The organism is Bacillus sp. REN3 (assembly GCF_017912555.1).
Taxonomy (GTDB): Bacteria; Bacillota; Bacilli; order Bacillales; family Cytobacillaceae; genus Mesobacillus.
Genome location: NZ_JAERSD010000005.1, coordinates 25171 through 49820, shown reverse-complemented (window position 1 = coordinate 49820; position 24650 = coordinate 25171). Strand labels below are relative to the sequence as shown.

Annotated in this window: 28 protein-coding genes and 1 riboswitch; of the genes, 8 read left to right on the top strand and 20 right to left on the bottom strand. The window is 46.9% G+C overall.

Annotated features, from left to right (window positions below):
- Positions 1-34 precede the first annotated feature (34 nt).
- From ccsA to JJQ88_RS06065, 11 genes are all read right to left on the bottom strand, one after another.
- Positions 35-745, bottom strand: a complete 711-nt coding sequence (ccsA, locus tag JJQ88_RS06115; RefSeq protein ID WP_210364847.1) for a cytochrome c biogenesis protein CcsA — start codon at positions 743-745, stop codon at positions 35-37.
- The gene (locus JJQ88_RS06110) at positions 745-1428 is read right to left on the bottom strand and encodes a heme exporter protein CcmB (RefSeq protein WP_210364846.1); all 684 of its coding nucleotides are present in this window, start codon (positions 1426-1428) and stop codon (positions 745-747) included. The genes ccsA and JJQ88_RS06110 overlap by 1 nt, the downstream gene beginning before the upstream one ends.
- On the bottom strand, positions 1425-2129 hold the full coding sequence (ccmA, locus tag JJQ88_RS06105; RefSeq protein WP_210364845.1) for a heme ABC exporter ATP-binding protein CcmA: 705 nt from the start codon (positions 2127-2129) through the stop codon (positions 1425-1427). Before ccmA ends, JJQ88_RS06110 begins: the two co-directional genes overlap by 4 nt.
- Before the next feature lie 14 nt (positions 2130-2143).
- Positions 2144-2488, bottom strand: a complete 345-nt coding sequence (locus JJQ88_RS06100) for a hypothetical protein (RefSeq protein ID WP_210364844.1) — start codon at positions 2486-2488, stop codon at positions 2144-2146.
- 5 nt (positions 2489-2493) lie between these two features.
- On the bottom strand, positions 2494-2850 hold the full coding sequence (locus JJQ88_RS06095; protein WP_210364843.1) for a hypothetical protein: 357 nt from the start codon (positions 2848-2850) through the stop codon (positions 2494-2496).
- A gap of 12 nt (positions 2851-2862) precedes the next feature.
- On the bottom strand, positions 2863-3333 hold the full coding sequence (locus JJQ88_RS06090) for a cytochrome c-type biogenesis protein CcmH (RefSeq protein ID WP_210364842.1): 471 nt from the start codon (positions 3331-3333) through the stop codon (positions 2863-2865).
- Between the two features lie 5 nt (positions 3334-3338).
- Positions 3339-5321, bottom strand: a complete 1983-nt coding sequence (locus JJQ88_RS06085) for a heme lyase CcmF/NrfE family subunit (RefSeq protein ID WP_210364841.1) — start codon at positions 5319-5321, stop codon at positions 3339-3341.
- Positions 5322-5342: 21 nt separating this feature from the next.
- Positions 5343-5792: a cytochrome c maturation protein CcmE gene (locus tag JJQ88_RS06080; protein ID WP_210364840.1), complete on the bottom strand. Its 450-nt coding sequence runs from the start codon at positions 5790-5792 to the stop codon at positions 5343-5345.
- On the bottom strand, positions 5792-6760 hold the full coding sequence (locus JJQ88_RS06075) for a hypothetical protein (protein WP_210364839.1): 969 nt from the start codon (positions 6758-6760) through the stop codon (positions 5792-5794). Before JJQ88_RS06075 ends, JJQ88_RS06080 begins: the two co-directional genes overlap by 1 nt.
- A gap of 351 nt (positions 6761-7111) precedes the next feature.
- Positions 7112-7291 (bottom strand): glycogen biosynthesis protein GlgD, encoded by a 180-nt coding sequence (locus JJQ88_RS06070; protein WP_210364838.1) that lies wholly within the window; start codon positions 7289-7291, stop codon positions 7112-7114.
- A 16-nt stretch (positions 7292-7307) separates the two neighbouring features.
- Positions 7308-7571 (bottom strand): YtzC family protein, encoded by a 264-nt coding sequence (locus JJQ88_RS06065; protein ID WP_210364837.1) that lies wholly within the window; start codon positions 7569-7571, stop codon positions 7308-7310.
- A 192-nt stretch (positions 7572-7763) separates the two neighbouring features.
- On the opposite strand from JJQ88_RS06065, the gene mnmL reads away from it, so the two are divergent.
- Both mnmL and mnmM read left to right on the top strand, forming a co-directional pair.
- Entirely contained in the window at positions 7764-8732 is a 969-nt protein-coding gene (gene mnmL, locus JJQ88_RS06060; RefSeq protein WP_210364836.1) for a tRNA modification radical SAM protein MnmL/YtqA, read from the top strand.
- The gene (gene mnmM, locus JJQ88_RS06055; RefSeq protein WP_210364835.1) at positions 8729-9301 is read left to right on the top strand and encodes a tRNA 5-(aminomethyl)-2-thiouridylate-methyltransferase MnmM; all 573 of its coding nucleotides are present in this window, start codon (positions 8729-8731) and stop codon (positions 9299-9301) included. Before mnmL ends, mnmM begins: the two co-directional genes overlap by 4 nt.
- An 819-nt stretch (positions 9302-10120) precedes the next feature.
- On the opposite strand, the gene JJQ88_RS06050 is transcribed toward mnmM, so the two are convergent.
- Together JJQ88_RS06050 and JJQ88_RS06045 are read right to left on the bottom strand one after the other, a co-directional pair.
- Positions 10121-11215, bottom strand: a complete 1095-nt coding sequence (locus JJQ88_RS06050) for a tetraprenyl-beta-curcumene synthase family protein (protein WP_210364834.1) — start codon at positions 11213-11215, stop codon at positions 10121-10123.
- A 30-nt stretch (positions 11216-11245) separates the two neighbouring features.
- Complete coding sequence (locus JJQ88_RS06045) at positions 11246-12049, bottom strand: alpha/beta fold hydrolase (protein ID WP_210364833.1); 804 nt, start codon at positions 12047-12049, stop codon at positions 11246-11248.
- 118 nt (positions 12050-12167) lie between these two features.
- On the opposite strand from JJQ88_RS06045, the gene JJQ88_RS06040 reads away from it, so the two are divergent.
- Entirely contained in the window at positions 12168-12686 is a 519-nt protein-coding gene (locus JJQ88_RS06040; RefSeq protein ID WP_210364832.1) for a gamma carbonic anhydrase, read from the top strand.
- A gap of 103 nt (positions 12687-12789) precedes the next feature.
- The gene (locus JJQ88_RS06035; RefSeq protein WP_210364831.1) at positions 12790-13665 is read left to right on the top strand and encodes a C39 family peptidase; all 876 of its coding nucleotides are present in this window, start codon (positions 12790-12792) and stop codon (positions 13663-13665) included.
- Here the strand turns inward: JJQ88_RS06035 and asnB are convergent.
- From asnB to JJQ88_RS06020, 3 genes are all read right to left on the bottom strand, one after another.
- Positions 13662-15566 (bottom strand): asparagine synthase (glutamine-hydrolyzing), encoded by a 1905-nt coding sequence (gene asnB, locus JJQ88_RS06030; protein WP_210364830.1) that lies wholly within the window; start codon positions 15564-15566, stop codon positions 13662-13664. The two genes, JJQ88_RS06035 and asnB, sit on opposite strands and share 4 nt — an antisense overlap.
- A 233-nt stretch (positions 15567-15799) precedes the next feature.
- A complete protein-coding gene (gene metK, locus JJQ88_RS06025) occupies positions 15800-17002 on the bottom strand; it encodes a methionine adenosyltransferase (protein ID WP_210364829.1) in 1203 nt (400 codons plus the stop codon).
- A gap of 256 nt (positions 17003-17258) precedes the next feature.
- Positions 17259-17399, bottom strand: a riboswitch (SAM riboswitch).
- Positions 17400-17462: 63 nt separating this feature from the next.
- Positions 17463-17846, bottom strand: coding sequence for a thiol-disulfide oxidoreductase DCC family protein (locus tag JJQ88_RS06020; protein WP_246860959.1), 384 nt, complete (start codon positions 17844-17846; stop codon positions 17463-17465).
- A 221-nt stretch (positions 17847-18067) separates the two neighbouring features.
- Between JJQ88_RS06020 and pckA the strand changes: the two genes are divergently transcribed.
- Positions 18068-19660 carry a phosphoenolpyruvate carboxykinase (ATP) gene (gene pckA, locus JJQ88_RS06015; RefSeq protein WP_210364828.1) on the top strand — a complete coding sequence of 531 codons (1593 nt, stop codon included), beginning with the start codon at positions 18068-18070 and terminating at the stop codon, positions 19658-19660.
- A gap of 41 nt (positions 19661-19701) precedes the next feature.
- Here the strand turns inward: pckA and JJQ88_RS06010 are convergent, their stop codons facing one another.
- Both JJQ88_RS06010 and JJQ88_RS06005 read right to left on the bottom strand, forming a co-directional pair.
- Positions 19702-19944: a DUF2584 domain-containing protein gene (locus JJQ88_RS06010; RefSeq protein WP_210364827.1), complete on the bottom strand. Its 243-nt coding sequence runs from the start codon at positions 19942-19944 to the stop codon at positions 19702-19704.
- 40 nt (positions 19945-19984) lie between these two features.
- Positions 19985-20773 (bottom strand): alpha/beta hydrolase family protein, encoded by a 789-nt coding sequence (locus JJQ88_RS06005; protein WP_210364826.1) that lies wholly within the window; start codon positions 20771-20773, stop codon positions 19985-19987.
- 117 nt (positions 20774-20890) lie between these two features.
- Here JJQ88_RS06005 and JJQ88_RS06000 point away from each other — a divergent pair, with 117 nt between their 5' ends.
- From JJQ88_RS06000 to JJQ88_RS05990, 3 genes are read left to right on the top strand one after another with little or no spacing between them, the layout of a single operon-like run.
- Positions 20891-21886: an ABC transporter substrate-binding protein gene (locus tag JJQ88_RS06000; protein ID WP_210364825.1), complete on the top strand. Its 996-nt coding sequence runs from the start codon at positions 20891-20893 to the stop codon at positions 21884-21886.
- 18 nt (positions 21887-21904) lie between these two features.
- The gene (locus JJQ88_RS05995) at positions 21905-22684 is read left to right on the top strand and encodes an ABC transporter ATP-binding protein (RefSeq protein ID WP_210364824.1); all 780 of its coding nucleotides are present in this window, start codon (positions 21905-21907) and stop codon (positions 22682-22684) included.
- Positions 22662-23471: an ABC transporter permease gene (locus JJQ88_RS05990; RefSeq protein ID WP_246860958.1), complete on the top strand. Its 810-nt coding sequence runs from the start codon at positions 22662-22664 to the stop codon at positions 23469-23471. The genes JJQ88_RS05995 and JJQ88_RS05990 overlap by 23 nt, the downstream gene beginning before the upstream one ends.
- Before the next feature lie 149 nt (positions 23472-23620).
- Here JJQ88_RS05990 and ytkD read toward each other — a convergent pair whose 3' ends face one another.
- Both ytkD and JJQ88_RS05980 read right to left on the bottom strand, forming a co-directional pair.
- Positions 23621-24097, bottom strand: a complete 477-nt coding sequence (ytkD, locus tag JJQ88_RS05985) for an RNA deprotection pyrophosphohydrolase (RefSeq protein ID WP_210364822.1) — start codon at positions 24095-24097, stop codon at positions 23621-23623.
- A gap of 65 nt (positions 24098-24162) precedes the next feature.
- A complete protein-coding gene (locus JJQ88_RS05980; protein WP_210364821.1) occupies positions 24163-24483 on the bottom strand; it encodes a hydrolase in 321 nt (106 codons plus the stop codon).
- Positions 24484-24650: the final 167 nt, after the last annotated feature.

The following is a 24650-nucleotide window of genomic DNA, read 5'->3' as shown; positions in this document are numbered from 1 at the left end:
TCCTTAAGATTGATTTCAATGGAAAAATGTTTTCCTATCCAGCGAGTTTTTCAATTGCCTTGCTTTTGGCTTTCTTGACAACCTGACGCATGTTTTCGATGTCAATCCCTTTGCGCATCAGGAAGATGTACAGGAGCGTGATCGTTAAAATCGAGAAGAGAAGGGCAACAAGCATGTTTGGCTCGATTCCGCCTCCCTGCTGGTTTTTCCCATCACCGAAAACGACTGGGTGCAGCTTTGTGTTCCACCAGCGGATTGCCATGAATACAATCGGGACGTTAATGACACCGATGATGCCGAATACCGCGGAAAGCTTAGCAATCTTCTCCCAGGACCCTTCCATCTTGCGGATGAAAAGATAAGCAACGTATATGAACCAGAGAATCAATGTCGTCGCGAGACGGGGTTCCCATGTCCACCATGTATTCCAGCTCGATTTTCCCCAGATCATCCCGGTAATCAAGGTGATAGTGGTGAACAGGACGCCGATTTCAGCTGATATGCCGGCATTGATATGATGCTGAATGGTTGGCTTGATCAATGTCCTCACGCTGTAATAGCCTACGACAATGAAAGCCAGGAATGCCACCCAGGCACTGCCGACATGGAAATAAAATATTTTTTGAGCGGCACCCATGAATTTTTCGACTGGCGACCAGATGAATACAAGATAAAGTGCGATAAAAAACGCTGGTACAAGTGTATAGAATAATAACCGGTCAAAGATACCCGAATTCTTTTCCATTACGATCCCTCCATGATAAATTCGAATAGGAAAAAGCAGGCTGCGAGAAACAGCAGGTCATATGCGGACATCAGCCGCAGCCAGGAAACTGCATTGGTGATGGTCTCATTTTCAAGGATGATCCCCGTTGCCTGGACAGCCGCGATCATCAGCGGGCTTAAAAGCGGCAGCAGCAGGACCGGCAGCAGCATCTCGCTGTTCTTCGCGTTTGCTGAAAGTGCTGCGAGGAAAGTGCCGACAATGATGAATCCAAGTGTCCCGATGATTACAACCGCGATGAACCAGACGAGTTTGCCATTGAAACGGTAATCGAACAAGATAAATAACACAGGAATGCTGATCAGCTGTACTGCTGTCACTAGCGTGAAGTTCGCCAGCACCTTCCCAAGATAAATACTCGAGGCATCAATCGGCGCCGACCGCAAACCGGTCAGGGCATCATTTTCATACTCGGATATAAACGAGCGGTTCAGCCCCAGGATTCCTGAAAAAATGGTGATTAGCCATACAAGCCCTGGAATGACCGCCTTTACCATGTTGTTTGTCGGATCGAATGCAAAGCTGAAGACCAGGATTACAAGACTTGAAAAGATGATCATCATCCCGAATGTCTGCTTTGTTTTTAGCTCGTTGCGTAAATCTTTGCTTGCGATCGTCCAGGCGTCAGCCACAATGCTGCTCATGCCCCGTCCACCTCTTTTCCATACCACTGCTTCATAGACGGAAGATCGAAATCGGATGCAAGCGGCAGCGTCGATATGATCCTCCCCTTCCGTAGCACGGCGACCCTGTCAGCCAGAGCATGGACCTGTTCGAAATCATGCGAGATGAGCAATATCGATGTGCCGCCTTCCTGTTTCTTTTTAATGATTCCATTCAACAAAGCGACTGCTTCTTGGTCCAGCCCGGTATGCGGTTCATCAAGCATCAGGATTTCCGGATCGGGCAGGAGGACCCTGGCAATCGCTAACCGCTGCATCATCCCTCTTGAAAAAGAACGGATAGGCATATCCCTGAACAAGTAAAGTCCCACTTCCTTAAGGAGGTCATTCGCTTTCCGTTCCAAGTCTTTCACTTTGTAAAGTTTGCCGTAAAACCTCAAGTTCTCGAGCGGAGAAAGCGTATTGTACAAGAATGATTCATGACCGAGGAACCCGATTTTCTGTTTGATTTCGGGCGAGTTATTCTTTACCGGCTTTCCGTCCAGCAAAATCTCGCCGCTCGTTGGCTGCAGCAAACCGACCGTACATTTGAAGAATGTACTTTTTCCCGCTCCGTTTGGCCCAACGACTGCCAGGATCTCTCCTTTTTGCAATGTCAGCGTGATATTCCGCAAAACTAATTTGTCCCCCAGCATTTTGGTCATGTTCCTTAATTCGAGCATGTTCCCCAACTCTTTCATAATGTGTATTGTTGCAGTTCTTTCATCACTTGATCCAGATGTTGTTCATAATCGTGACGTTTCCTTGCGTAATCTAGCTCAGTGATTTCAGCATCCATGAATTTCCCTTCCAACCCTGCCAACTGTTCTTCAATGACGTTCTTCTTCAGGAGCAAATGCTTGAAACGCTGATCCTCATTGTCCTCAACCCTGATTTCCTGTCCCCTGCGTTTTTTCAAGAAGAAGACTGCAACCAGGCCTGCACCAATCAGAATCAGCAAATAATGAGGATTTATCCATTTCAGGACCGGCGTGGTAAGCCAGAAAGTGACAAGCCAGTCAGGATGGTAAGCAGGTCCCATCTCCATCACCCCTTCTGTTTGCGGAGTTTGCGCAACTCCCTGAGGATTTCTGCTTCCGCTTCGTCACCGTTCTCCCTGCTTCCTGCTGGCTTCTTGCCATCCATGCCTGTCTTCATCAATTCAGCAGCCAGCAGCTGATACTGCTCCTTCAATCTCCCGAAATCCTCCGCTGTGATTTTCTTCATCAAATAGTCCATTTCGAGTTCATTGACAGCACTGTAAATCTGGTCGAGCGTTAGCGTTTCCTCCTCTACCACAGCTCTTTCCGAATGCTTTTCGGCCGTGGTGAAAAAAGGCGAGACAATGAAGTAAAAGCAAGTAAGAATCACGATTGCTCCTGCTATTAAAAATACATAATCCATTCTGATCAGCTCCTAGAAAAGCTTCCGGCGCTCTTCGTCAAAAGTTTTTGTGGCGATTTCCTTCTCGATTTCCGATTGCCAGTCACTGTCGGTTCCCGCTTTAGCCTCTGCTTTGCGGGCGGTCAGCTTCTTCAGCCAGATAGCCACTATGATGCTGCCGATGGCAAATCCGGCTGCCGGCATTCCCCAGGCAATCCAGCCGCTTGTGCCGCCTCCTGGCGTCCTTAACGCAGCCTGACCATACTCATCTACATACGATTGGATGATCTGTTCTTCCGATTTGCCCCCATTCAGCATCTCAATGACTTCCTCGTAATATATTTTCTTGACTGAGCATGTTGAAAGTTCATGGTCGGCGTGGCCCTGCATGTCAAGCTGGGCGATAATGTGTTTGAATTCCTTCGAATTATAGGTGAACGCCGTTGCCAGGCTAGGGATCAAAACAAGGAAAAGAAATGTCTGGAATAGAATTTTCTTTTTCATCCGCTTCACCTTCCCGCAGTTTTCAGGCCTTTATTGATTTGGTAGCGGAACGAAGACGGCCGACCTCCTGCAAGGGCGAACGCTGTCCCGATAACCATGATGATGCCTCCAGTCCAGATCCAGCTGACGAATGGATTTACTTTTACCATGAAAGTCACTTTATCCTTGTTCTCCCATGAGCTTACGACAACATATAAGTCCTGGCTCCAATTCGTCTTGATCGCAACCTCTGTTGAAGGCTCTGGCCATGTTTCGTAAAAGATTTTTTCGGGTTTGATTTTTCCGATATCCTTGCCTTTATAACTTACATCAATATCTGCGATGATAACGCCATTTCCATTCTTCATATGTTCTGTCAATTCATTGAATTTCAGGCTATAATCGCCAACCTTGATGCTTTCCCCCGCGTTGACAGTCTTCAGCACCTCAGTTGAATAGGAGTGAGAGGAGATGACCCCCACTGCGATGATGGCAATCCCGATATGGACGATATAGCCGCCGTATCGCCGCTGATTTTTCACCGTCAACTTGAATGCGGCTTTGAAAATATTCTCTTTCGTCGCTTTTCTTCTTGCGCTGATTCCCCTGATGAACTCAAGGATGTGAGTCCCAAACATGAATGCTGTTGCCGATAGGCCGACGACCGCATAAATGCCTTTCACCCCGAAGGCAAACAGCCCAATCGCAGTCACGACTCCCATCGCAAGCGGCCAAATCATACTTTTTACGAACCTTTCAATAGCAGCTTTTTGCCAGGCAATCAGCGGGCAGATGCCCATTAGCACAATCAGTACAAGCAGGATCGGAGCCATTACCTTGTTGAAATAGGGGGCACCGACATTCACTTTCGTTCCGGTGAACGTCTCGGAGATCAACGGGTACATCGTTCCCCAGAAGACCGCGAACGCCGCGACCACGAGGATCAGGTTATTCAGCAGGAAGCTGCTTTCTTTTGAAAAATAGGCTTCGATCGGGCTGCTGTCCCTCTTGATCAAGTTGTATCTTGACAGCACGATATACAGTGACAGGATCATCATGAAAGACATGAAGATTAGGAAGTATGTGCCCAGATTGCTGTCACCAAAGGCATGGACGCTCGTCAAGATGCCGCTTCGGACAAGGAAGGTACCGAACAGCGTCAGGATATAGGACAGGATGATCAGGCTCAGGCTCCATGTCTTCAGCATGTTCTTCCGTTCCTGGATCATCACTGAGTGCAGGAAAGCAGAGACCGTGAGCCATGGCAGGAAGGAGGCGTTCTCAACTGGGTCCCACGCCCAGTAACCGCCCCAGCCAAGCTCAAGATAGGCCCACCAGCCGCCGATGATATTGCCAAGGGTCAGGAAAAGCCAGGCTAACAGCGTCCATCTTCTTGTCAATTTGATCCACTCTGCATCCATCCTTTTCAGGATCAGGGCAGCAATCCCAAAAGCGAATGGAACTGCCAGGCCAACGTAACCCATATAAAGAGTGACTGGATGAAGGATCATCCCGGGATTTTGCAGCATCGGATTCAGGCCTTTGCCATCCGCTGGAATTTGGTCTGTCATTTCAAATGGATTGGCGTTCAAGGCCATCACCATGAAGAAAAACAGGATATTCAGCATCAGGATGCTTGAAACGTATGGAACCATCTGGTTTCTTTTTTCCTTTGAAAAGACGACCATCGCGGTATAGATTGACAACAGGAATGCCCATAGCAGCAAAGAACCTGCATTGCCTGCCCAGAATGCCGTCAGTTTATAGACAATCGGCAAGCTTTCATTCGTATAGGATGCGACATATTTGTATTGGAATTGACTCGTTCCCAAAAGGTAAAGGAGCAGGAAGGCAGCGACGCTCGATACAAATGCGAGCGATAGGACGGCTCCCCTTCCGCTTTCAATCCATCTTTCATCCTTTTTTTTAATCCCGACCGCATTCGCAATCAGACCGTATAATGAAAGGGCAACGCCGAGGTAGATTGCAATATTCCCGATTAAATACATACAGATAACCACCCATCTGTTTTATTCCTGTTTATCATTTTTGTATATTTCCTTGTGCATGTCGGTATCGTAATTTTCCATATCTTCGCCTTCGTATTTACTTGGGCACTTTGTCTGGACCTTCTCTGCTTCGAAAACACCGTTTTCCTTTATAAAGCCTTCAACCAGGACAATGACATCTTCTGAAAAGTTGTCCGGCTTAATGCCTTCATGGAAGACCTGCAGTGAACCCCCGTCCTCTTCATAGATTTCAAACCGGAGTTCAAGCTGATCGGCATCCCATTTGACGGAATCTTTATCAAGCAGGCCCTGTGTCATGATATAATCGCCCTCATATCTGGAACCATCTTTCACCAGATCGGCAATGGTAATTTCCTTGCTGCCTGCGCTTGGCATCGTCGAAAACATCATGATGATGACCGCAGCCGCAGCCAGGGCCAGTCCGCTGATAATCTTTTTGTTCTTTGACATCATCTTTTCCCTCCAAGCTTATTGATCAATTCGTTATACTCTTCTTCGGAGATGCTTCCTTCCATCAGCATCGATCTCAATTTCCTTTTCTTGATTTCAAAATCATCATTCGGCACTGCAGTTTTTGGCTTATACTTCCCTGTCCTGCGTTTAAGAACAAAAACCAGGATGGCAGCTGCTGCCAGGCTGATTCCGCCGACTACAGTTATCACGATCCAGAGCGGGATTTTTTCATCATTTTGTTTGACGCTCCCAGCCTTCTTTGAATCACCAGCCATGTCGTCCATGATTTCCGCCGTGGTTCTTGTTTCCTCCCGTTTATATTCGAGAGCGACTTTCTTTTCTTCGCCAGGCTTCATTCCCTGGATTTGATACAGAAACATGTTCATGTTATAGGAGTTTTTCTGGTGCTGTTCCGCTTCCGGGTAAAGCTTGAAGCTTTCTGTCTTCAATGGTTCGATGAAAATCAAGTTCATTAGCCCGATATCCGCGAAGCTCTTGAAGCTGTATGACAAAGTGTTTGTGCCATTCTTCTCCTTGATGGCGTCTGTATAATATTCAATTACGAACTTGTAAATTTCCTGCGGCTGGATTTCTGCGCTCGTTTCCCAGGAGATGGTCCCTTTTTTCTTGTCTATTTCATATTCAATATCATTCATTTCGCTGAGGTCCCGAGAATAATCAGCAACATACCCGATCCTGAAATTCTTATCGTCCATCGGCAGCGGAATGACGACCTTGCCCTTTTGCGGCTCTGCAGCATTGTTGATTAACGCCCCATGATAGCCGATCAGCAACGGAGGATTCTTCTGTTTCTTATCCTTAGGATGGTAGGAATATTCCGGCATAACCTGAACAGTCAGCTCCTCCATTTTCAAAACATTTTTTGTATCCCCTGCATTTGCCAGCTGAGGCAGCGGGAGCAGGAGCAAAAAGAACATTGCCAGAACGAGCTGTATTTTTTTCATTTCGTACATCCTTTCTATATGTGACAATCCTGTGAAACTTTTCACATGAATTGTCTGCATTCCATTCATTAAAGACGGCCTAAGCGATTTGAATGATTTTGGTTTTTAATGTAAAAACCTGATTCTCATAAGGCTTCTACATTATTTAAACCATTTCTCCGATGGCTCAATCTGTGATTTACATCACGGAATTTCAGCCAGTTTTATCCGAATTGTGAACGAGGGGGATCCCGATGATAAGAATTCTGCATCTTTCCTTACCAGCTTCTCCCTTTAGATCCGTTAATTCAAGCCATATTTTAAAAAACAAAAAACCTCACTTCGTCTTTTCGAAGTGAGGGTGTTACAAATTTATGAAGATTGCCCTGGTTCAGGGTGGAATTTAGACTTAACAGCCTGACCGCCTTTTTGCTCATATTTCTTTTTTGCTTCCTTTACCGGGTTATAATCCTGCCCCAATTCAAGATCCTCGCTGTTGATGCCATTCCGCGTTTTTTGCTCTGGATTATTTTGTTTCGAGCGCTTTTTCAACGATATTCCCTCCCTGTCAATGATCCAATAAAATCATGTTGTTCTGTACCTGCTGGAGCTGGAGCCTCATCCTATGCAGACGCTCACGCTGCTGGGCATTGGCGCTGAGAGCGAGCTTGGCAAGGTCATTGTAGGCATCCTCAATGGTTTGGAGGGCATTTGTGAAATCCCCATCGTTATAATGCTCCTGCATGCTGGCATCCTGATATCGCTCTTGAGCGAGCCGGATTGCATCCTCACATTGCTGGAGAAGCTGGTCAACTGATTGTCGAGTTGCCAATTTCAGTCCTCCTTTATATGTCAATGAAGCAAGTCTGCTTCTTTTTTATTTTTGGTCACAGAACATTTTCCTATCACCTTTTTAACAATAATCCTGGCTGCCAATTATTAATAAGGATTGGATTCGTTTACTCTTAGTGATACAATTCTTTAAGGTATTTATTGAACAGATAGGTACAAGGAGGTTTCTGATATGTCTCAGGCCAACCCTTTTCGATATGCTTCGGATGACAAACGATACTACACCTGGAATTACCACTTGCGGAAGCATTTTGGCCATAAAGTCTTCAAGGTCGCTCTTGATGGAGGCTTCGACTGTCCGAACCGTGATGGTACTGTCGCCCACGGCGGATGCACATTTTGCAGCGCCTCAGGTTCAGGCGATTTTGCGGGTAACAGGGTTGAAGACCTTGGCACTCAATTCCTAAAAATCAAAGAAAAAATGCATTCAAAATGGAAAGACGGAAAATACCTGGCGTACTTCCAGGCATTCACGAACACACACGCACCCGTCGAAGTGCTGCGTGAAAAATATGAGTCGGTCCTTGAGGAAGAAGGAGTTGTCGGCCTCTCGATTGCGACCAGGCCTGATTGTCTTCCGGATGATGTCGTCGAGTATCTTGCAGAATTGAATGAAAGGACATATTTATGGGTTGAACTTGGTTTGCAGACCATCCATGAAAGTACAGCCACATTGATTAACCGTGCCCACGATTACGAAACGTATAAGGAAGGCGTGGACAAGCTCCGGAAGCATGGGATCAGGATCTGCTCCCATATCATAAACGGGCTTCCGCTTGAAACAACCGACATGATGATGGAAACAGCGAGGGAAGTCGCGAACCTTGACGTCCAGGGCATCAAAATCCACCTGCTCCATCTATTAAAAGGCACCCCGATGGTCAAGCAATACGAAAAAGGATTGTTGGAATTCCTTTCTTTTGAACAATATATCAACCTTGTTTGCGATCAACTGGAAATCCTGCCGCCGGAAATGATCATCCACAGGATCACCGGCGACGGGCCAATCGATTTGATGGTCGGCCCAATGTGGAGCGTCAATAAATGGGAAGTCCTGAACGCAATCGATGCAGAAATGAAACAGCGCGGCAGCTGGCAAGGAAAATACTATGCCGCGGAAAAGGCGGTGGCTTTGGAATGAAGCTTGAACGGATCCTTCCATTTGCAAGAAGCTTGCTTAAGCTTGCCGTTAAACCAGGCGATATCGTGATTGACGCCACTGTAGGAAATGGCCACGACACAATTTTCCTTGCAAACCTTGCTGGCCGTACTGGCAGGGTATACGGATTTGATATTCAGGATGAGGCTCTGGCTTCATGCAGGACAAAATTACAGGAACATGGACTGCAGGAACAGGTCACATTGTTCCATACAGGTCACGAAAATATCCTTGAAACGATTCCACCTCTTCATTTCGGCAAGATAACAGGGGCGATTTTCAACCTCGGGTATCTGCCGGGCGGAGACAAAAGCATTGTCACTGTCCCTCACACTACGATTTCAGCCATCGAACAGCTGCTGCAGATCATGGCACCAGAAGGGATCATCGTCATTGTCATTTACCACGGACACCCTGAAGGTGCGGTCGAACGTGACTACTTGCTCCGTCATGTAAAATCAATCAGCCAGGATGAAGCACACGTCCTCGAATACCGGTTCCTGAACCAGAAAAACAATCCGCCATTCATCATCGCGATTGAGAAAAGGTAAGAGGAAAATTTAAAAGCTGTTTTTCACCAGAGAAATGCTGGTGAAAAACAGCTTTTTTGTTGGCGGATTTCTTTCCGAATGTATCTCTTTCCGAATGTAAAAAAGCTTGACTAGATTGATACCTTGTCTTTGGGCAGGGCAGGTTCCCGCCCTCAGTTGTTCCCCTTGCTCGGCAAGCAGCCCTTGGGCCCGATCCGCGCCTTTGCGGTACCTTTTCACCCTCCCGGCCACCCGTTCGGGCACGAGACGGCCTCTTGCGGTACCTTTTCACCCTCCCGACAGCCCATTCGGGCACGAGACGCCCTCTTGCGGTACCTTTTCACCCTCCCGGCCACCCGTTCGGGCACGAGACGACCTCTTGCGGTACCTTTTCTCCCTCCCGACAGCCCGTTCGGGCACGAGACGGCTTCTTGCGGTACCTTTTCCACCTCCCGGCAGACCGTTCGGGCACGAGACGACCTCTTGCGGTACCTTTCTTGCTAAAATTGCTGGGATTTGGGATCTATCCCGCGTCATTCCCTTCTTTGCTAAAGCAGCTGGGAACCCAAGATCTATCCCGCGTCGTTCCCTTTTTGCTATAGCAGCTGGGAACCCAAAATCTATCCTGCCTCGTTAGCGCCCTTCCTTTCTTGCTTTGCCAGCAGCTGCTCTCGTATATCCTTATTCAGCAATCTATCCCACATAGTTTGAGCCGCTGCTAGTTCCTCAAAGGGCACGAGGCATTATGACCAAAAAAGAAAGCGGCTGTAATTCCAATCATCTGGATTTACAGCCGCCATAATGGTATTTTAGCCAAAATTCCAAGACTAGGAAAAATTCCTATTTTATCAAAGCCCTGGAAAGGCCATGCGGGATCCACTTTTGCAGTGAACGATAGGCCCGTCCATTGATGTAAAAGAAATAGCTGACCGGACCTGCTTTCCTGATTATTTCCCTGGAAAGCTTTCTGATTCCTTCCTGGCTCCTTACCTTTTCATCGGACAAGTACACGCCAAGCAATCCGCGGTTGATTAGTTTATGGAATTTGCGGTGCGGCAGCTTTGCGGTATGGTAATCGGCATTTTTCACGAAATGGCCAAGCCTCCTGAAAAGCGCTTCCTCATTTTCATAATAGAAGCAGAAATTCAGATCGCCGCCCTGCCTGTCTTCCTCCTGGTCTATGAAGTAATCAAGCAGGATATGCAGGCCCTGTATGTATGGAAAATAGCCATGGCGGATGCTTTCCGCATATTCTTGCTTGAAATCGTCGCGCATCGCGTACGAAACAAGGCAGAAAATACCGAGAGTCGAGCCTGTACAGGCCGAAAATTCATACCATTCCATATCCGGAATGTCTGCACGATGGTCATTGAACCATGTTTTCAGCCTCGGGACGCGGTCTTCGACTTCTACGTGCTTGTGAATCTGCAAATCGCAGTAATAGCTGCAGAGTTCCTTAAGATGCTGTTCGATGAAATCAAAATGCTCCAGCTCCGCCAGTACTTCACGGCAGACCGTGACAAGTTCAAGAAGATAGCCACCATCGTTCTGGTCTTTCCGTTCACGATAGTAATTTTTGGGCTGGCTTTCAAGATTAAGTGAATCGGCCATCGATTCATGCAGTGCGGCAAAATCCGCCGGATCCAAGGAAGTACTTCGATCGCAGAGATTATCGAGATAGTCGCTGATTGTTTGGTAAGCGACAATGAACCGGATTGCCTGTTTGTATTTTCCTTTTGCTGTAAGGCTGAGAATCGAACCTCCCTCACAATGGAATGTTTTATGTTCGATACTCGCAAGCGCCTGTTTCCTCAATTCAGGATTGGGAATTTCCGCAGCCCTGCTTTTCCAATAGGAAAGCTCCCGGTGTACCTGCGGCAGTACCTGTCGATAGACTCGGTACATTAAACTTAGCGGCATAGATGGAATGAGCATGAGTCCGATTCTCCCCCTTCCATTTTATCTTTAGTATACATATCCAATCGCCTTCAGCTGGCTAATCACGAAGTCGAGCGCGTAAGCGAAAACCTCTTCGCGTTCAGGCTCATTGAAAACCTCATGGTAGCATTTCGGCCATTCCTTGTATCGTTTTTCCGAAAGCGGAGCGTGGTTGAACCATTCCAGGACTGAATGCTTATTGACTATTTTATCGTCCCCGCCCTGCATCACAAGCATTGGGACATCCTGTAGTTTATCCATGTTCTCGTAAGCAAGCTCAATCGCGGAAATAAGTTCCCGGTACCATCTGACAGAAACCTTGGTGATATAAAGAGAATCATTTTGGTCAGCCTGCCTGACATCTTCATTCCTTGTCGCCATTTCGACTGTAAGCCCAGGTGACATCCTTAATGTCGGCATGATGACATTGATGCCATGGGAAAGCATCTCCATCATTTTTGAAGGATAGTTGACAAGCCCAAGGCATGGGGAAGAAAGAATGACCCCAGCTATGTCCATATGCTCCTCCTGAAGCAATCGGATCGCAACAAGTCCTCCCATGCTATGGGCAAGGAGGAACACAGGCAAATCGAAATCATACGCGGCCTCGATCCAATCCTTCACTTCGTTGATATATTCGTCAAACGAATCGATATGGCCTCGGTTCACTCTCGTTGTCATACCCTGGCCCGGCAAATCACCCATGATGACATGAAAGCCGGAAGAACGCCACATCTCGATCAGCCAGCCATACCGGCGATGATGCTCAAGCGCTCCATGGATCATGACGATGACAGCCTTGGCTTCCCCGTCCGCTTCCCATTTCCACATGATGATTCCCCCTCTTATTACTTTTTCTTTATTTAAAAGAACTATAATATATAATTAGATGAATTTAAAAATGAAAGCTTTATTTACCGAAAAAATTTTTGAATCAGGAGTGTGCATAATGATTTATCCTTATCACGGCAAGACACCAAAAATAGCGGATTCTGCGTTTATCGCTGACTATGTGACCATTACAGGAGATGTCGAGATTGGCGAAGAGTCCAGCGTCTGGTTCAATACGTCGATTCGAGGTGACGTTGCGCCGACTATTATTGGCAGTAAAGTGAATATCCAGGACAACTCAGTCCTTCACCAAAGCCCGAATAATCCGCTCATTCTTGAAGACGAAGTGACGGTTGGGCATCAAGTCATCCTCCATAGTTGTATCATCAGGAAAAAAGCGCTGATCGGCATGGGATCCATCGTATTGGATCAGGCGGAAATTGGCGAGGGTGCTTTCATTGGCGCAGGAAGCCTTGTGCCACAGGGCAAGAAAATCCCGCCCAATACTCTCGCATTCGGAAGGCCCGCAAAAGTTATCCGCGAACTGACCGAGGAAGATATCAAGGACATGGAACGGATTTCAAGGGAATACGCCGAGAAAGGCAATTATTATAAAGGCTTGAAGAATTACCTGTAACCGAATGGTCAGCTGCCATGCTTAAGATTTTCCTCTCTACACCGATAATAACTTATATACCCGCATACTTCCATGTTTATGCGGTAGGACAAGGTGATGAAGGATGAACTCGGTATTTTTAATGCTGGCAGCCATTGTACCGCTGCTTTCCTTATTTTTTTACCTGACAAGCAAAAGCAGGAGCATCATCAAATCGACGATGATGTTCCTGGTTGTCTTCCTTTCCTTTATTGGCGCTTTCGCATTCGAAAACCTGCAGGAGGCAAAAGTGGCGAAGGCGGTCGAGACAGTCAAGCAATGGATCAAGCCATCAGTGAAAAATCAGGTCCCGCTCATCAAGGACGGCCCGATGGCGGAAGTGATCCCTATAAAAGATAATGTGTTGCTTGATGCCCCAATCATCGGGCAGATGCCTGAGCTTCCCCGCGGGTGCGAGGTCACCAGCCTTTCCATGCTCCTGCAATATGCCGGAGTGGGGACAGACAAGCTTACCCTTGCAAGGGAAGTGAAAAAAAACCCAGCAGAGTACAAGTTAGCCGATGGAAACATCTATTTTGGCAATCCGAATGAAGGTTTTGTCGGCAACATGTATACATACACCGAACCAGGCCTCGGTGTTTACCATAAACCCATCGCCGAATTGGCTGAACGCTATCTCCCCGGGAAAATAAAGGACATCACCGGAGCGGAATTCTCGGAACTGAAAACCCATCTTTCAGATGGACGTCCCGTATGGGTCATTATCAACACTCTGTATAAAAGAATCGATGAAAGCTATTTCCAGACGTGGTACACCCCCTCCGGAAAAGTGAAAGTGACAACAAAAGAGCATTCTGTGCTAGTGACTGGCTACGACCAGGAATATGTATTTTTCAATGACCCGCTCACTGGCGAGAAAAATAGAAAAGCACCCATGCATGATTTTGAGCAAGCATGGGTGCAGATGGGAAAGCAGGCGATTACGTTCCTGCCAAATTAGCCTTTCAGCGACTGCAATACCTTTTGCGTTTCATACTCCTTTTGAAAGGAGTATTTTTTTTCAACATACACATCATGCCAGAGCATGAACATTAGGACAGTCCAGATCTTCCGGCTGTAATCCCCTTTGTTCCGGCAATGGTCATCCAAAAGCTTCAGCAAGTATGCTTTGTTGATCAAATGATCCGTTTGGCTTTCCGTGATCAGCTTCTTTGCCCATTCGTTCATTTCATCTTTCAGCCAGTGGCGGATCGGTACTGGGAAACCGAGCTTTTTCCGTGTCAGGACATGCTCAGGGACCACCCCTTCAGCCGCCTTGCGGAGAATGTATTTGGTCGTTCCGTTGGCTGTCTTCAGGCTTGTCGGAATCTTGGAGGCCGTTTCGAACACAATCTTGTCAAGAAACGGGACGCGAAGCTCAAGTGAGTGGGCCATCGTCATCTTATCCGCCTTCAACAGAATGTCGCCGCGCATCCAGGTGTGGATATCAATGTACTGCATCGTATCGACTGGATCATACCCCCTGCTCTCGCGATAGAGCGGTTTTGTGATATCTGTAAAATTGTACTGGTTATTGTAAACATGGAGAAGCTGGCTTTTCTCTTTTTCAGAGAACATTTTCGCATTGCCGATATACCGCTCTTCCATTGGTGTCACGCCTCGTTCGATGAAGCTCTTGCCCTTCACTCCATCCGGCATCATCCTCGCGATGCCGCGCAGCATTGCCTTGCCTATGCGGGGCACCTTTTCGAATACTTCAAGATCCTGAGGCTCACGATAAATATTGTAGCCGCCAAACAACTCATCCGCGCCTTCGCCGGACAGGACAACGGTAACATGTTTTCGCGCCTCGCGTGCTACGAAATACAAAGGTACCGCTGCTGGATCGGCAAGCGGGTCATCCATATGCCACATGATTTTCGGAAGCTCTTCCATGTATTCTTCCGGGCTGATGACATAACTGATGTTTTCGACGCCAAGCTTGTCGGCTGTTTCTTTTGCTACATCGATTTCACTGAAGCCGTTCCGCTCAAAACCGACAGAGAATGTCTTGATCGCCGGATGGTATTCTTTTGCAATCGAAGCGATGATCGAAGAGTCAATCCCGCCGGACAGGAAAGAACCGACTGGCACATCACTGCGCATATGCATTTTAACTGATTCAAACAGGACATCCTTAATTTCCTTGATGAACTCATCTTCTGATTGATGGACCGGCTGGAAGCTTGCCTTCCAGTAGCGCCTGATTTCCATTGGAGAACCGATTTTCTTCGTGAAATAATGGCCAGGCTCCAGCTTGCGGATCCCCTCTGACATCGTATGAGGCTCAGGAACGAACTGATATGTCAAGTAGTGCTGCAGTGCCTTGTAATCAAGGACATCGTTTTCAAGCGCAAGCAGGATGCTCTTTTTTTCGGAACCGAAGAATGTGCGTTCTCCGTTTTCATAATAAAAGAACGGCTTGATGCCAAAATGGTCACGGGCGCCAAAAAGCATCTGTTCCTGCTTATCCCATATCACAAAACCGAACATGCCGCGAAGCTTGTCTACTGCGTGTTCCTTAAGCTGGCTGTACAAAGCAATGATGACCTCTGTATCCGAGTGGGTCTCAAATTCAAACCCTTCCTGGATCAGTTCTTCACGAAGCTCAAGATAATTATAGATTTCTCCGTTGAAAATGATCCAATAACGCTCATTTTCATATGACAAAGGCTGGTGCCCGCTCTCAATATCGATGATGCTCAGACGGCGGAAGCCGAACTGGATATGCTCATCGTAAAAATACCCATCATCATCGGGACCGCGATGGGTAATGATATCATTCATATTTTTAAACAGTTGTTTCTGTTCGCTGCTGAATTCCTGTGGTTTTTCATGTAGACAACCGATAAAGCCACACATTGGGTACTTCACCTTCTCCATTCAAAAAAAGATTTATAAGCATTTCCTTTTACATCAAAAACATACTATCTAATACTACCACTAATTGAGTAAGTTTTGCAGTAAAATTTAAGGGAATACTCTATTTTACACTCGCCGGGCCGAAACCAAACCTTCTAGCGCCACCAGATTGCAAATATAGAGCATCCAACGAAAAGAGGAGCTGCATATTTTCATGCAACTCCCCTGGTATTTTATTTTCCTTGTGCCTGTGTGCGGAGTGCTTCGGCTTTATCCGTCCGCTCCCAAGGAAGATCGATGTCAGGACGGCCAAAGTGTCCGTAAGCGGCTGTCTGCTTGTAGATCGGCTTTCGCAGATCAAGCATGTTGATGATTCCTGCCGGCCGCAAATCGAAGTTCTTATTGACCACATCGATCAATACATCTTCTCTTACAGTGCCAGTGCCGAATGTATCGATGGAAATCGAAACCGGCCGGGCAACACCAATCGCGTAAGCAAGCTGTACCTCCACCTTTTCAGCCAAACCAGCAGCAACAATGTTTTTCGCAACATAGCGGGCAGCATAGGCAGCAGACCTGTCAACCTTTGTAGGATCCTTGCCGGAGAATGCTCCGCCGCCGTGGCGAGCATATCCACCGTAAGTATCAACAATGATCTTGCGGCCCGTCAATCCCGCATCCCCTTGTGGTCCGCCAATGACAAAACGGCCAGTCGGGTTGATGAAATATTTTGTATTTTCATCAATTAGCTCTGATGGTACAACAGGATTGATGACGTGTTCTTTCAGATTGCGCTGGATTTGCTCCAGTGACACCTCTGGATGGTGCTGGGTTGAAATGACGATTGTATCAATCCTGACAGGCTTGTCATTTTCATCGTATTCAACCGTAACCTGGGTTTTTCCATCCGGACGAAGGTATGGAAGGACCTCTTCCTTGCGAACCTCGCTCAGGCGGCGTGATAGTTTATGTGCCAGTGATATCGGCAGCGGCATAAGCTCCTTCGTTTCATTGCAGGCAAATCCGAACATCAATCCCTGGTCGCCAGCACCGATCGCTTCGATTTCTGCGTCAGACATTTGCCCTTCACGAGCTTCAAGTGCCTGGTCGACACCCGCGGCGATGTCAGGAGACTGTTCGTCAATTGAAGTCAATACTGCGCAAGTTTCCGAGTCAAATCCATACTTTGCGCGAGTATAGCCGATTCCCTTAATTGTTTCGCGGACGATTTTTGGAATATCTACATATGTAGATGTTGTGATTTCCCCTGCAACAAGCACAAGGCCAGTTGTCACGGATGTTTCAGCAGCAACCCGGGCATTCGCATCTTTCGCCAGGATGGCATCCAGGATCGCGTCAGAAATCTGGTCGCAAATCTTATCCGGATGTCCTTCTGTTACTGATTCAGAAGTAAACAAACGACGTTTTGTTGACATCTGATTTCCTCCCTTTTTTATAAAATAAGCAAGGCTATCCCAATCCAAGCCTTGGTTGATACGGTACTCATTCCCTACGTAGTATGAAATAAACGCTGAGTTTTTATTAGAAAGCCATGATAATGCACGCTGGCACCATTGTTTCTAATCCTGCCCATGGGAGCAATGTCACCTGAGGAGGCAGGGAACAGAAAAAAACATAAAAAAACCTCTCCATTTGATGAGGAAAGGTTTTAGCTTTAATCTGCGCCTTTCGCTCTTATCGTTCAAGGGCATTTCCCTTGCGTCAGGTTAGCACCTTTGCCCGGAAAAATCCGCCTGTGATCCAGGTTCTTTTTCTCGTCTGCAGGTTGCTGGGTTTCATTGGGCCTGTCCCTCCACCAGCTCGGGATAAGAGAGTATCCGTTCAAATCAAAATCATATCCGACCTACAAATACATGTCAATGATTTTCTCGTAAATTACTCCAGTGAACAGCTTCCATTTTCACATTTCCGACGCATGAATCTATAACGGTTGGCAGCAATCCATTTATAGAAAGGGTTTCCCACAGCTGGAGCAAGTGGAAGGTACATCAACAATCCCGCAGCAAATGTCAGCGGGAACAACAGGAATAGCCGCCTTACAGCATAGAAGCCTTTCAATACTTTTCCGTTCTGGTCAATGATGTGAAGTTCCCGTCTTAAAGCCGCTGCCCTGAATCCGGGACCGCTCCCAGCCTTTTCATGTTCTTGAAGCGAAATCCACTCCACGCGATGGAACCAGTCCAATTTTTCCATTGTCCTTTTCGTTTGCTGGCAGAGGCTGCAAGATTCGTCATACAAAGCCATTGTTTTACGGGACATTTTTTTCACCTTCCTTCCATAATTTATACGATATGTTAACATACTATAATCACAGTATTTTTTTCTCTATCCCCGTACTCCTATATTCTCTATAATTAACGTTAGGAAAAGTGAATTTTTTCTGGCATCAGTATAGACTAATCATACTAATGTGTTATACTTTTACCTGGATGTAAACACTTTCAATCTTATCAATCTGGAAAAAGGAAGGTATTCATCAGATGAGTGTTGTAGGATTTTCAACCGAACTTTCAACTTTATTAAAAGGAAGCAATATCCGCACCCAGCTTTCTGTGCCGCAATTGGTCGAGAAGATGCTGAACCGCAATGAGGGCTTGCTGACTTCAACAGGTGCCGTCAGGGCTACAACTGGAAAGTACACTGGCCGCTCCCCTAAAGATAAATTCATAGTAGAAGAAAAATCAGTAAAAGACAAGATCGACTGGGGTTCTTCCAACCAGCCGATTTCCGAGGAGTCATTCTCCAAGCTATACAATAAAGTACTGAATTACCTAAAGGAAAGAGAAGAAGTTTTCGTCTTCAAGGGATTTGCAGGAGCAGACAAGAAATACCGGCTCCCTATCCAGGTCATTAACGAATACGCCTGGCATAACCTATTCGCCCACCAGCTGTTCATCCGCCCGGAAGCTGGAGAGCTTGCGGACCATGAGGCGAAGTTCACGGTCATTTCCGCGCCTACCTTCAAAGCGGACCCTGCAGTCGATGGAACGAATTCAGAAACCTTCATCATCATTTCATTCGAACAACGCGTTGTACTGATTGGCGGTACAGAATACGCTGGAGAAATGAAAAAATCGATTTTCTCGGTGATGAACTATCTTCTCCCTGAAAACGGGATTCTTTCCATGCACTGTTCAGCGAATGTCGGACGGGAAGGGGATGTCGCTTTATTCTTCGGCCTTTCAGGTACCGGCAAAACGACCCTTTCTGCCGATAACAACCGCCGTCTGATCGGCGATGATGAGCACGGCTGGTCTGCCAATGGTGTGTTCAACATTGAAGGAGGATGCTACGCAAAGTGCATCAACCTGTCAAAAGAAAAGGAACCGCAGATCTTTGATGCCATCCGGTTCGGTTCCGTGCTTGAAAATGTCGTGATTGATCCAGAAACACGAATTGCCGATTATGATGACAACTCGCTGACTGAAAACACCCGTGCCGCTTATCCAATCCAGGCGATTGACAACATCGTAGAGCCTAGCATCGCCGGCCATCCAAATACGATCGTCTTCCTGACAGCCGACGCATTCGGCGTACTGCCTCCAATCGCCAAGCTAACGAAGGAACAGGCGATGTACCATTTCCTTAGCGGCTATACTTCGAAGCTTGCTGGAACAGAAAGAGGGATCACTTCCCCACAGGCAACATTTTCGACATGCTTTGGCTCTCCGTTCCTGCCGCTTCCTGCGACCAGGTACGCAGAAATGCTTGGCGAGAAGATCGATGAGCATAATGCGAAGGTCTTCCTTGTGAACACAGGCTGGACTGGCGGAGAATATGGAACCGGCAGCAGGATGAAGCTTGCGTTCACCCGTGCCATGGTCCAGGCAGCGCTTGAAGGTGAACTGAACAATGTTGAAACTGTCAAGGACCGGATTTTCGGCTTGGATATTCCACTGCATGTTCCAGGTGTTCCTGATGATGTCCTCCAGCCAGTGAAAACATGGAATGATGAAAAAGCTTATTACGAAAAAGCGAATGAACTTGCCGGACAGTTCCGTGAAAACTTCAAGAAGTTCTCGAACGTCCCAGCAGAAATCGAAGAAAAAGGCGGACCTAAACCGCAGCTATAATACAGAAAAGGCCATTCCCAAACCGGGCTGGCCTTTTTTCTTTAATTCGTCGAGTTGAGTGAAACAAGCTGGTACGTAATAGAGGTCATGTTCTCTGTCCATTCCACCTTTTTGATGACACCCGTTCCAATGAGGTCTCCGTGGATTGTTTTTTTCACTTCCAGCGGAATGTCAATAGGGTAAAGCCTGTAGCCTTCCTTTTGCAAAAAGAAGTAATTGTCTTCAAGCCGATTTTCCCTGCCCTTCGTTACGATCATTGTATTCAGCTCTAATGGCATTCCCATCAATCTCTCTCCTCTTCAATGTCACTTCAACCTTATTCTATCACTTTTCTGAATGGGTTTTCATCCACTTCGATAAATCCTCAACGACTTTCCGGTTGGTGACCGGAGGGAAGTAATGGGTATATTCATCAAAATACCAGCTTTCAACCTCCTTCCCCAATTCCTTCAGCCTCTTTTCCAGCCTGAAGGAATGCTCGACAGACACATTCCGATCCTGCATTCCATGGATCAGGAGGACAGGTACCTCGAGTTTGTCAATCTCATAAAGGGGCGTCCTCGATTTATATCGTTTTGGATACTTTGCTGGCGTCCCGCCAATGACCCGTTTCATCATCCTTCGCAGATCCTTTCTTTCCACATAGGTCAGGGATAGATCTGTGACCCCGCCCCATGTGACGATGGACGCTGCTCTTGGAAACCGGATGCCTGTCAGCAATGCCATCAGACCGCCTCTGGAAAAACCGAAGAGATGGATTTTATCCACCCACGGAAGGGACTGGAGAAGCTCGAAACCCGCGTATGCATCATTCCGGTCTTCGCCGCCGAAATCTTCGTCCCCTTCCCCGCCCTGGTTGCCGCGATAAAAAGGCGCAAACACCGTAAATCCCTCCGAAGCAAACTGGGCGATCCTTGCCGGCCTGACCTTGCCGACATTCTTGATGCCTCCCCGCAAATAAAGGAATCCGTCCGTGCTGCTGCAGTCCTTAGGCTTTGCGAGGAGGCCCTTGACCTTCAATCCCTCAGAATAATAGGTTACCAATTCCAGCTCGACTGCAGGGTTTGGCGATGGAAATTTATATGCTGAAATGATTTGTCCTTCCTTTTCCAAGCGTCTCACTCCTCATATGTTTTTTTTCCTGGGCATTCACACATTTTTATCAAGCTCATACGATATCGTAGATTGCATAACTACTCATTTCCAAAAGAGTTTTTAGGAGGCACCTGTATGAAAAAGTGGTCCAGAGCGGGTTTATCTTTATTGATGGTCATGATTCTTATTATACCTCTTGCAGCCTGCGGAACAGAAAAGGTACAGACAATCCGCGTCGCTGAGGTAACACGGTCGATTTTCTACGCTCCTCAATATGTTGCCCTTGAAAAAGGATTTTTTGAGGAGGAGGGGTTGAAAGTTGAACTGACAACTACATGGGGCGGAGACAAAACAATGACGGCCGTCCTTTCTAATGCAGCTGATGTTGCCCTTGTTGGCTCTGAAACATCGATTTATGTGTATGCCCGAGGTTCAAATGATCCTGTCATCAACTTTGCCCAGTTAACCCAGACGGATGGCACTTTCCTTGTATCGAGGGAAAAAATTGAAAACTTCACCTGGGACCAGCTGAAAGGTACAACTTTCCTCGGACAGAGGACTGGCGGCATGCCCCAAATGGTCGGTGAGTTCGTCCTCAAGAAGCACGGCATCAATCCGGAAAAAGATCTGAATCTCATCCAAAACATCGACTTTGCCAATATCCCGAATGCCTTCGCATCTGGGACCGGCGATTTCGTCCAGCTGTTCGAACCCACTGCCAGCTTGTTTGAAAAAGAAGGAAAAGGGCATATTATCGCTTCTTTCGGAACAGAGTCGGGCCATGTACCTTATACCACATTTATGGCTAAACGAAGCTATATGAAAAAAAATCCCGATACAATCGAAAGATTCACCCGAGCGATTTACAAGGCGCAGCAATGGGTGGAAAACCACAGCGCAAAGGAAACCGCTGAAGCTATCCAGCCATATTTCAAGGATACAGACCTTGATTTGATCGTAACAGTCGTAGATCGGTATAAGAGCCAGGGGTCATTTGCAACAGATCCGATCCTTGATGCGGAGGAGTGGAGCAACTTGCAGGACATCATGGATGAAGCTGGTGAGCTCCCGAAAAAAGTAAGCCATGACACTCTCGTCAATACAGAAGTGGCAGGCAAAGTCATGAAATAAACAGGAGGTTGCAGCCACGTGGACTTTTTATCATTAAAAGGAATCCATCATACTTATTTCACGAACGTTTCCGCTACAACAGCCCTTGATGATGTTTCGCTTGATGTCAGGAAGGGAGAGTTCGTCTCCTTTCTTGGCCCTAGCGGCTGCGGCAAGACAACCCTCCTTTCGATTATTGCCGGGTTGATCGAGCCGACCGGCGGAACCATCACCCTCGAAGGAAAACCAGTGAAGGATGCTGCCGATAAAATGGGATACATGCTGCAGCAGGATTATTTATTCCCTTGGAAAACCATTGAAGAAAATGTCCTTCTCGGACTGAAAATCGGCGGAATTGAAGATGTGTCCAAGAAAAAGAAAGTGTTGGCAATGCTTGGTGAGATGGGACTTGACAATGTTGAAGCTCTCTATCCGAAGCAGCTATCCGGAGGGATGAGGCAGCGAGTTGCGCTCGTCAGGACACTCGCGACTGAACCAAAGCTCTTGATGCTTGATGAACCCTTTTCGGCGCTGGATTACCAGACAAAGCTCAGATTGGAGGATCTTGTTGCCAATACATTCAAGGCTTTCGGAAAAACAGCTATCCTTGTCACCCACGACATCGGGGAAGCGATTGCGATGAGCGACCGTGTTTTCCTGTTTTCCCCCAGGCCTGGCACGCTATATAAAACGTTTTCGGTGCCAGAAGAATTGAAGTCATTGACACCTTTCGAATCGAGGAACCACCCAATGTATAATGAATTGTTCCAAACAATTTGGAAGGAGTTGGAATTCATTGAACCCGCAGAAGAATACTGAACTCCTCCATAAGCAATACTTAAAAACGTTAAGCCGTGAGCGAAAAGTCGTCCGCCTTTACCAGTTCACTATCTTCATCGCCTTTTTTGCGCTTTGGGAAACCGCTAGCAGGGCCCAGTGGCTCGATCCGCTCCTGTTCAGTTCTCCGCTGAAAATCTGGAAGCTCCTTGTCGAAAAAACGCTTGATGGCTCTCTGATGATGAATCTTGGCGTGACGCTCGCGGAAACCGTACTGGGCTTCATCCTCGGAACACTGCTGGGAACACTGCTCGCTGCGATGCTCTGGTGGTCGCCGATGCTGTCAAAAATCCTGGATCCATACCTTGTCGTCCTCAATTCAATGCCAAAGGTCGCACTTGGGCCAATACTGATTGTCGCACTTGGCACGAATTTAACATCGATCGTGGCAATGGGCGCCATCATTTCGATTATCATAACAACGATTGTCGTCTATACAGCTTTTAAGGAAGTCGATCCGAACTATTTAAAAGTATTGCAGACTTTCGGCGCCAAAAGGTCACAATGCTTTAAGGAGGCAATCCTGCCCGCCTCCTTCCCGACGATCATCTCGACGCTTAAAGTCAATGTCGGGTTATCCTGGGTCGGCGTCATCGTCGGCGAGTTCCTAGTATCTGCACGAGGCCTCGGCTATATGATTATCTACGGTTTCCAAGTATTCAATTTCACGCTTGTTTTCCTTTCGCTGTTTGTCATTGCGATCTTCGCAACCTTGATGTATCAGCTGGTTGAGCTGCTTGAAAAGAAACTGATCAAGGGAAATCAATGAACAACCCCTTTTTATTGGACGGTGTATCCAAGACAGATTCAGATAAAAACACAAAAAAATCGGTCCCCTGAAATCATGGGGCCGATTTTCAAAGTGTATTTTGGTAAACAATGATCCTCTAAGCACTGCCGGCTTTAAACAACAACCTTTTACGAAAACTCAAATTTATTCCGCAGAAATTGCAGGCTTCTTTCCACGACAGCATCTTTCATGATAAAGCTGTAACCATCCTTCATTCTTTCTAAAAGCAAGTCTCCGCTGACAAGGACGGGACCAGCAGTTTCCAGGTAATGATCCCGGATGATCAGCCTTTCTGCTTCACCGTAAAAAATCCTTTTGACAAAGGGGCTTTTCCCATCGTCAACGCGGTATTCCCCGACGCTTTCCAGTTTTCCAAGCACGGCGCCGGTTTCCTCAAGAACTTCCCGCCTTGCGGCCTGCTCAAGCGTTTCCCCTTCCTCCACTTTTCCACCGGGAAACTCCAGGCCTCTTTCTTTATGCTTCGTCAACAGCCAATCATTTTTATATCGGCAAATGACAAGGATATGCCTCGCTTTTCGATCAAACGCATTTTCCGAAAAAACAAGGGTGACCTTTGCGCCGTTCATATCAATGAATTGTTCCATTCCCTACCCACTCCCTATATTGATTATATAGGGACGTGGCCGACATGCAAATGCCCCGGGATCTTTTATTTGCCAGGAAGGATTCCCATGCTTTCGATATGCTGTTTCGCTTCTTCGTCCCCAAGCTGGTAGATTTGCTCATAGACCTGGACAAGCAATCTGTCGAGCGCATCATTTTCCCTGTCATAATGATATTGGATATAAGGAACATGGGCCCTCATGAAATTTTGCCAGCCAGTGGAATACGCCTGTTCGAAAATCTCCCTCAAATCGGTGATTTCTTCATCCGTTGCCTCTATTTTAAAATTCCATGGCGATGCCGTCGAAACGGTGGAAATTTCTCCATCGCTCACATTGATGTAATACGTCTTCTTGTCATTAGCCATACAGTTCACCTCATGGATATCGTTCCCTGCACCAGCATGCCTTTATACTGCCTTTTCACAATTGAATTAATTTCCTATCATCTTCCCAGGAGATGGGATACAATTGAATTGCCACGCGCTGTCTCAGGAAAATACTTTGATTTCAAGGAATATTTTTTCTGGCAAAG

Excerpts from the sequence above, each read along its gene's own strand:
- ccsA (WP_210364847.1), bottom strand. The coding sequence starts at position 745 with ATGGAAAAGAATTCGGGTATCTTTGACCGGTTATTATTCTATACACTT.
- JJQ88_RS06075 (WP_210364839.1), bottom strand. The coding sequence starts at position 6,760 with ATGAAAAAAATACAGCTCGTTCTGGCAATGTTCTTTTTGCTCCTGCTC.
- mnmM (WP_210364835.1), top strand. The coding sequence starts at position 8,729 with ATGAAGCTTGAACGGATCCTTCCATTTGCAAGAAGCTTGCTTAAGCTT.
- ccmA (WP_210364845.1), bottom strand. The coding sequence starts at position 2,129 with ATGCTCGAATTAAGGAACATGACCAAAATGCTGGGGGACAAATTAGTT.
- JJQ88_RS06035 (WP_210364831.1), top strand. The coding sequence starts at position 12,790 with ATGAACTCGGTATTTTTAATGCTGGCAGCCATTGTACCGCTGCTTTCC.
- JJQ88_RS06040 (WP_210364832.1), top strand. The coding sequence starts at position 12,168 with ATGATTTATCCTTATCACGGCAAGACACCAAAAATAGCGGATTCTGCG.
- JJQ88_RS06010 (WP_210364827.1), bottom strand. The coding sequence starts at position 19,944 with ATGGGAATGCCATTAGAGCTGAATACAATGATCGTAACGAAGGGCAGG.
- JJQ88_RS06050 (WP_210364834.1), bottom strand. The coding sequence starts at position 11,215 with ATGCTCATTCCATCTATGCCGCTAAGTTTAATGTACCGAGTCTATCGA.
- mnmL (WP_210364836.1), top strand. The coding sequence starts at position 7,764 with ATGTCTCAGGCCAACCCTTTTCGATATGCTTCGGATGACAAACGATAC.
- metK (WP_210364829.1), bottom strand. The coding sequence starts at position 17,002 with ATGTCAACAAAACGTCGTTTGTTTACTTCTGAATCAGTAACAGAAGGA.
- JJQ88_RS06100 (WP_210364844.1), bottom strand. The coding sequence starts at position 2,488 with ATGGGACCTGCTTACCATCCTGACTGGCTTGTCACTTTCTGGCTTACC.
- asnB (WP_210364830.1), bottom strand. The coding sequence starts at position 15,566 with ATGTGTGGCTTTATCGGTTGTCTACATGAAAAACCACAGGAATTCAGC.
- JJQ88_RS06080 (WP_210364840.1), bottom strand. The coding sequence starts at position 5,792 with ATGTCAAAGAACAAAAAGATTATCAGCGGACTGGCCCTGGCTGCGGCT.
- JJQ88_RS06110 (WP_210364846.1), bottom strand. The coding sequence starts at position 1,428 with ATGAGCAGCATTGTGGCTGACGCCTGGACGATCGCAAGCAAAGATTTA.
- JJQ88_RS06020 (WP_246860959.1), bottom strand. The coding sequence starts at position 17,846 with ATGTCCCGTAAAACAATGGCTTTGTATGACGAATCTTGCAGCCTCTGC.
- JJQ88_RS06085 (WP_210364841.1), bottom strand. The coding sequence starts at position 5,321 with ATGTATTTAATCGGGAATATTGCAATCTACCTCGGCGTTGCCCTTTCA.
- ytkD (WP_210364822.1), bottom strand. The coding sequence starts at position 24,097 with ATGGAACAATTCATTGATATGAACGGCGCAAAGGTCACCCTTGTTTTT.
- JJQ88_RS05980 (WP_210364821.1), bottom strand. The coding sequence starts at position 24,483 with ATGGCTAATGACAAGAAGACGTATTACATCAATGTGAGCGATGGAGAA.
- pckA (WP_210364828.1), top strand. The coding sequence starts at position 18,068 with ATGAGTGTTGTAGGATTTTCAACCGAACTTTCAACTTTATTAAAAGGA.
- JJQ88_RS06045 (WP_210364833.1), bottom strand. The coding sequence starts at position 12,049 with ATGTGGAAATGGGAAGCGGACGGGGAAGCCAAGGCTGTCATCGTCATG.
- JJQ88_RS06000 (WP_210364825.1), top strand. The coding sequence starts at position 20,891 with ATGAAAAAGTGGTCCAGAGCGGGTTTATCTTTATTGATGGTCATGATT.
- JJQ88_RS06090 (WP_210364842.1), bottom strand. The coding sequence starts at position 3,333 with ATGAAAAAGAAAATTCTATTCCAGACATTTCTTTTCCTTGTTTTGATC.
- JJQ88_RS06095 (WP_210364843.1), bottom strand. The coding sequence starts at position 2,850 with ATGGATTATGTATTTTTAATAGCAGGAGCAATCGTGATTCTTACTTGC.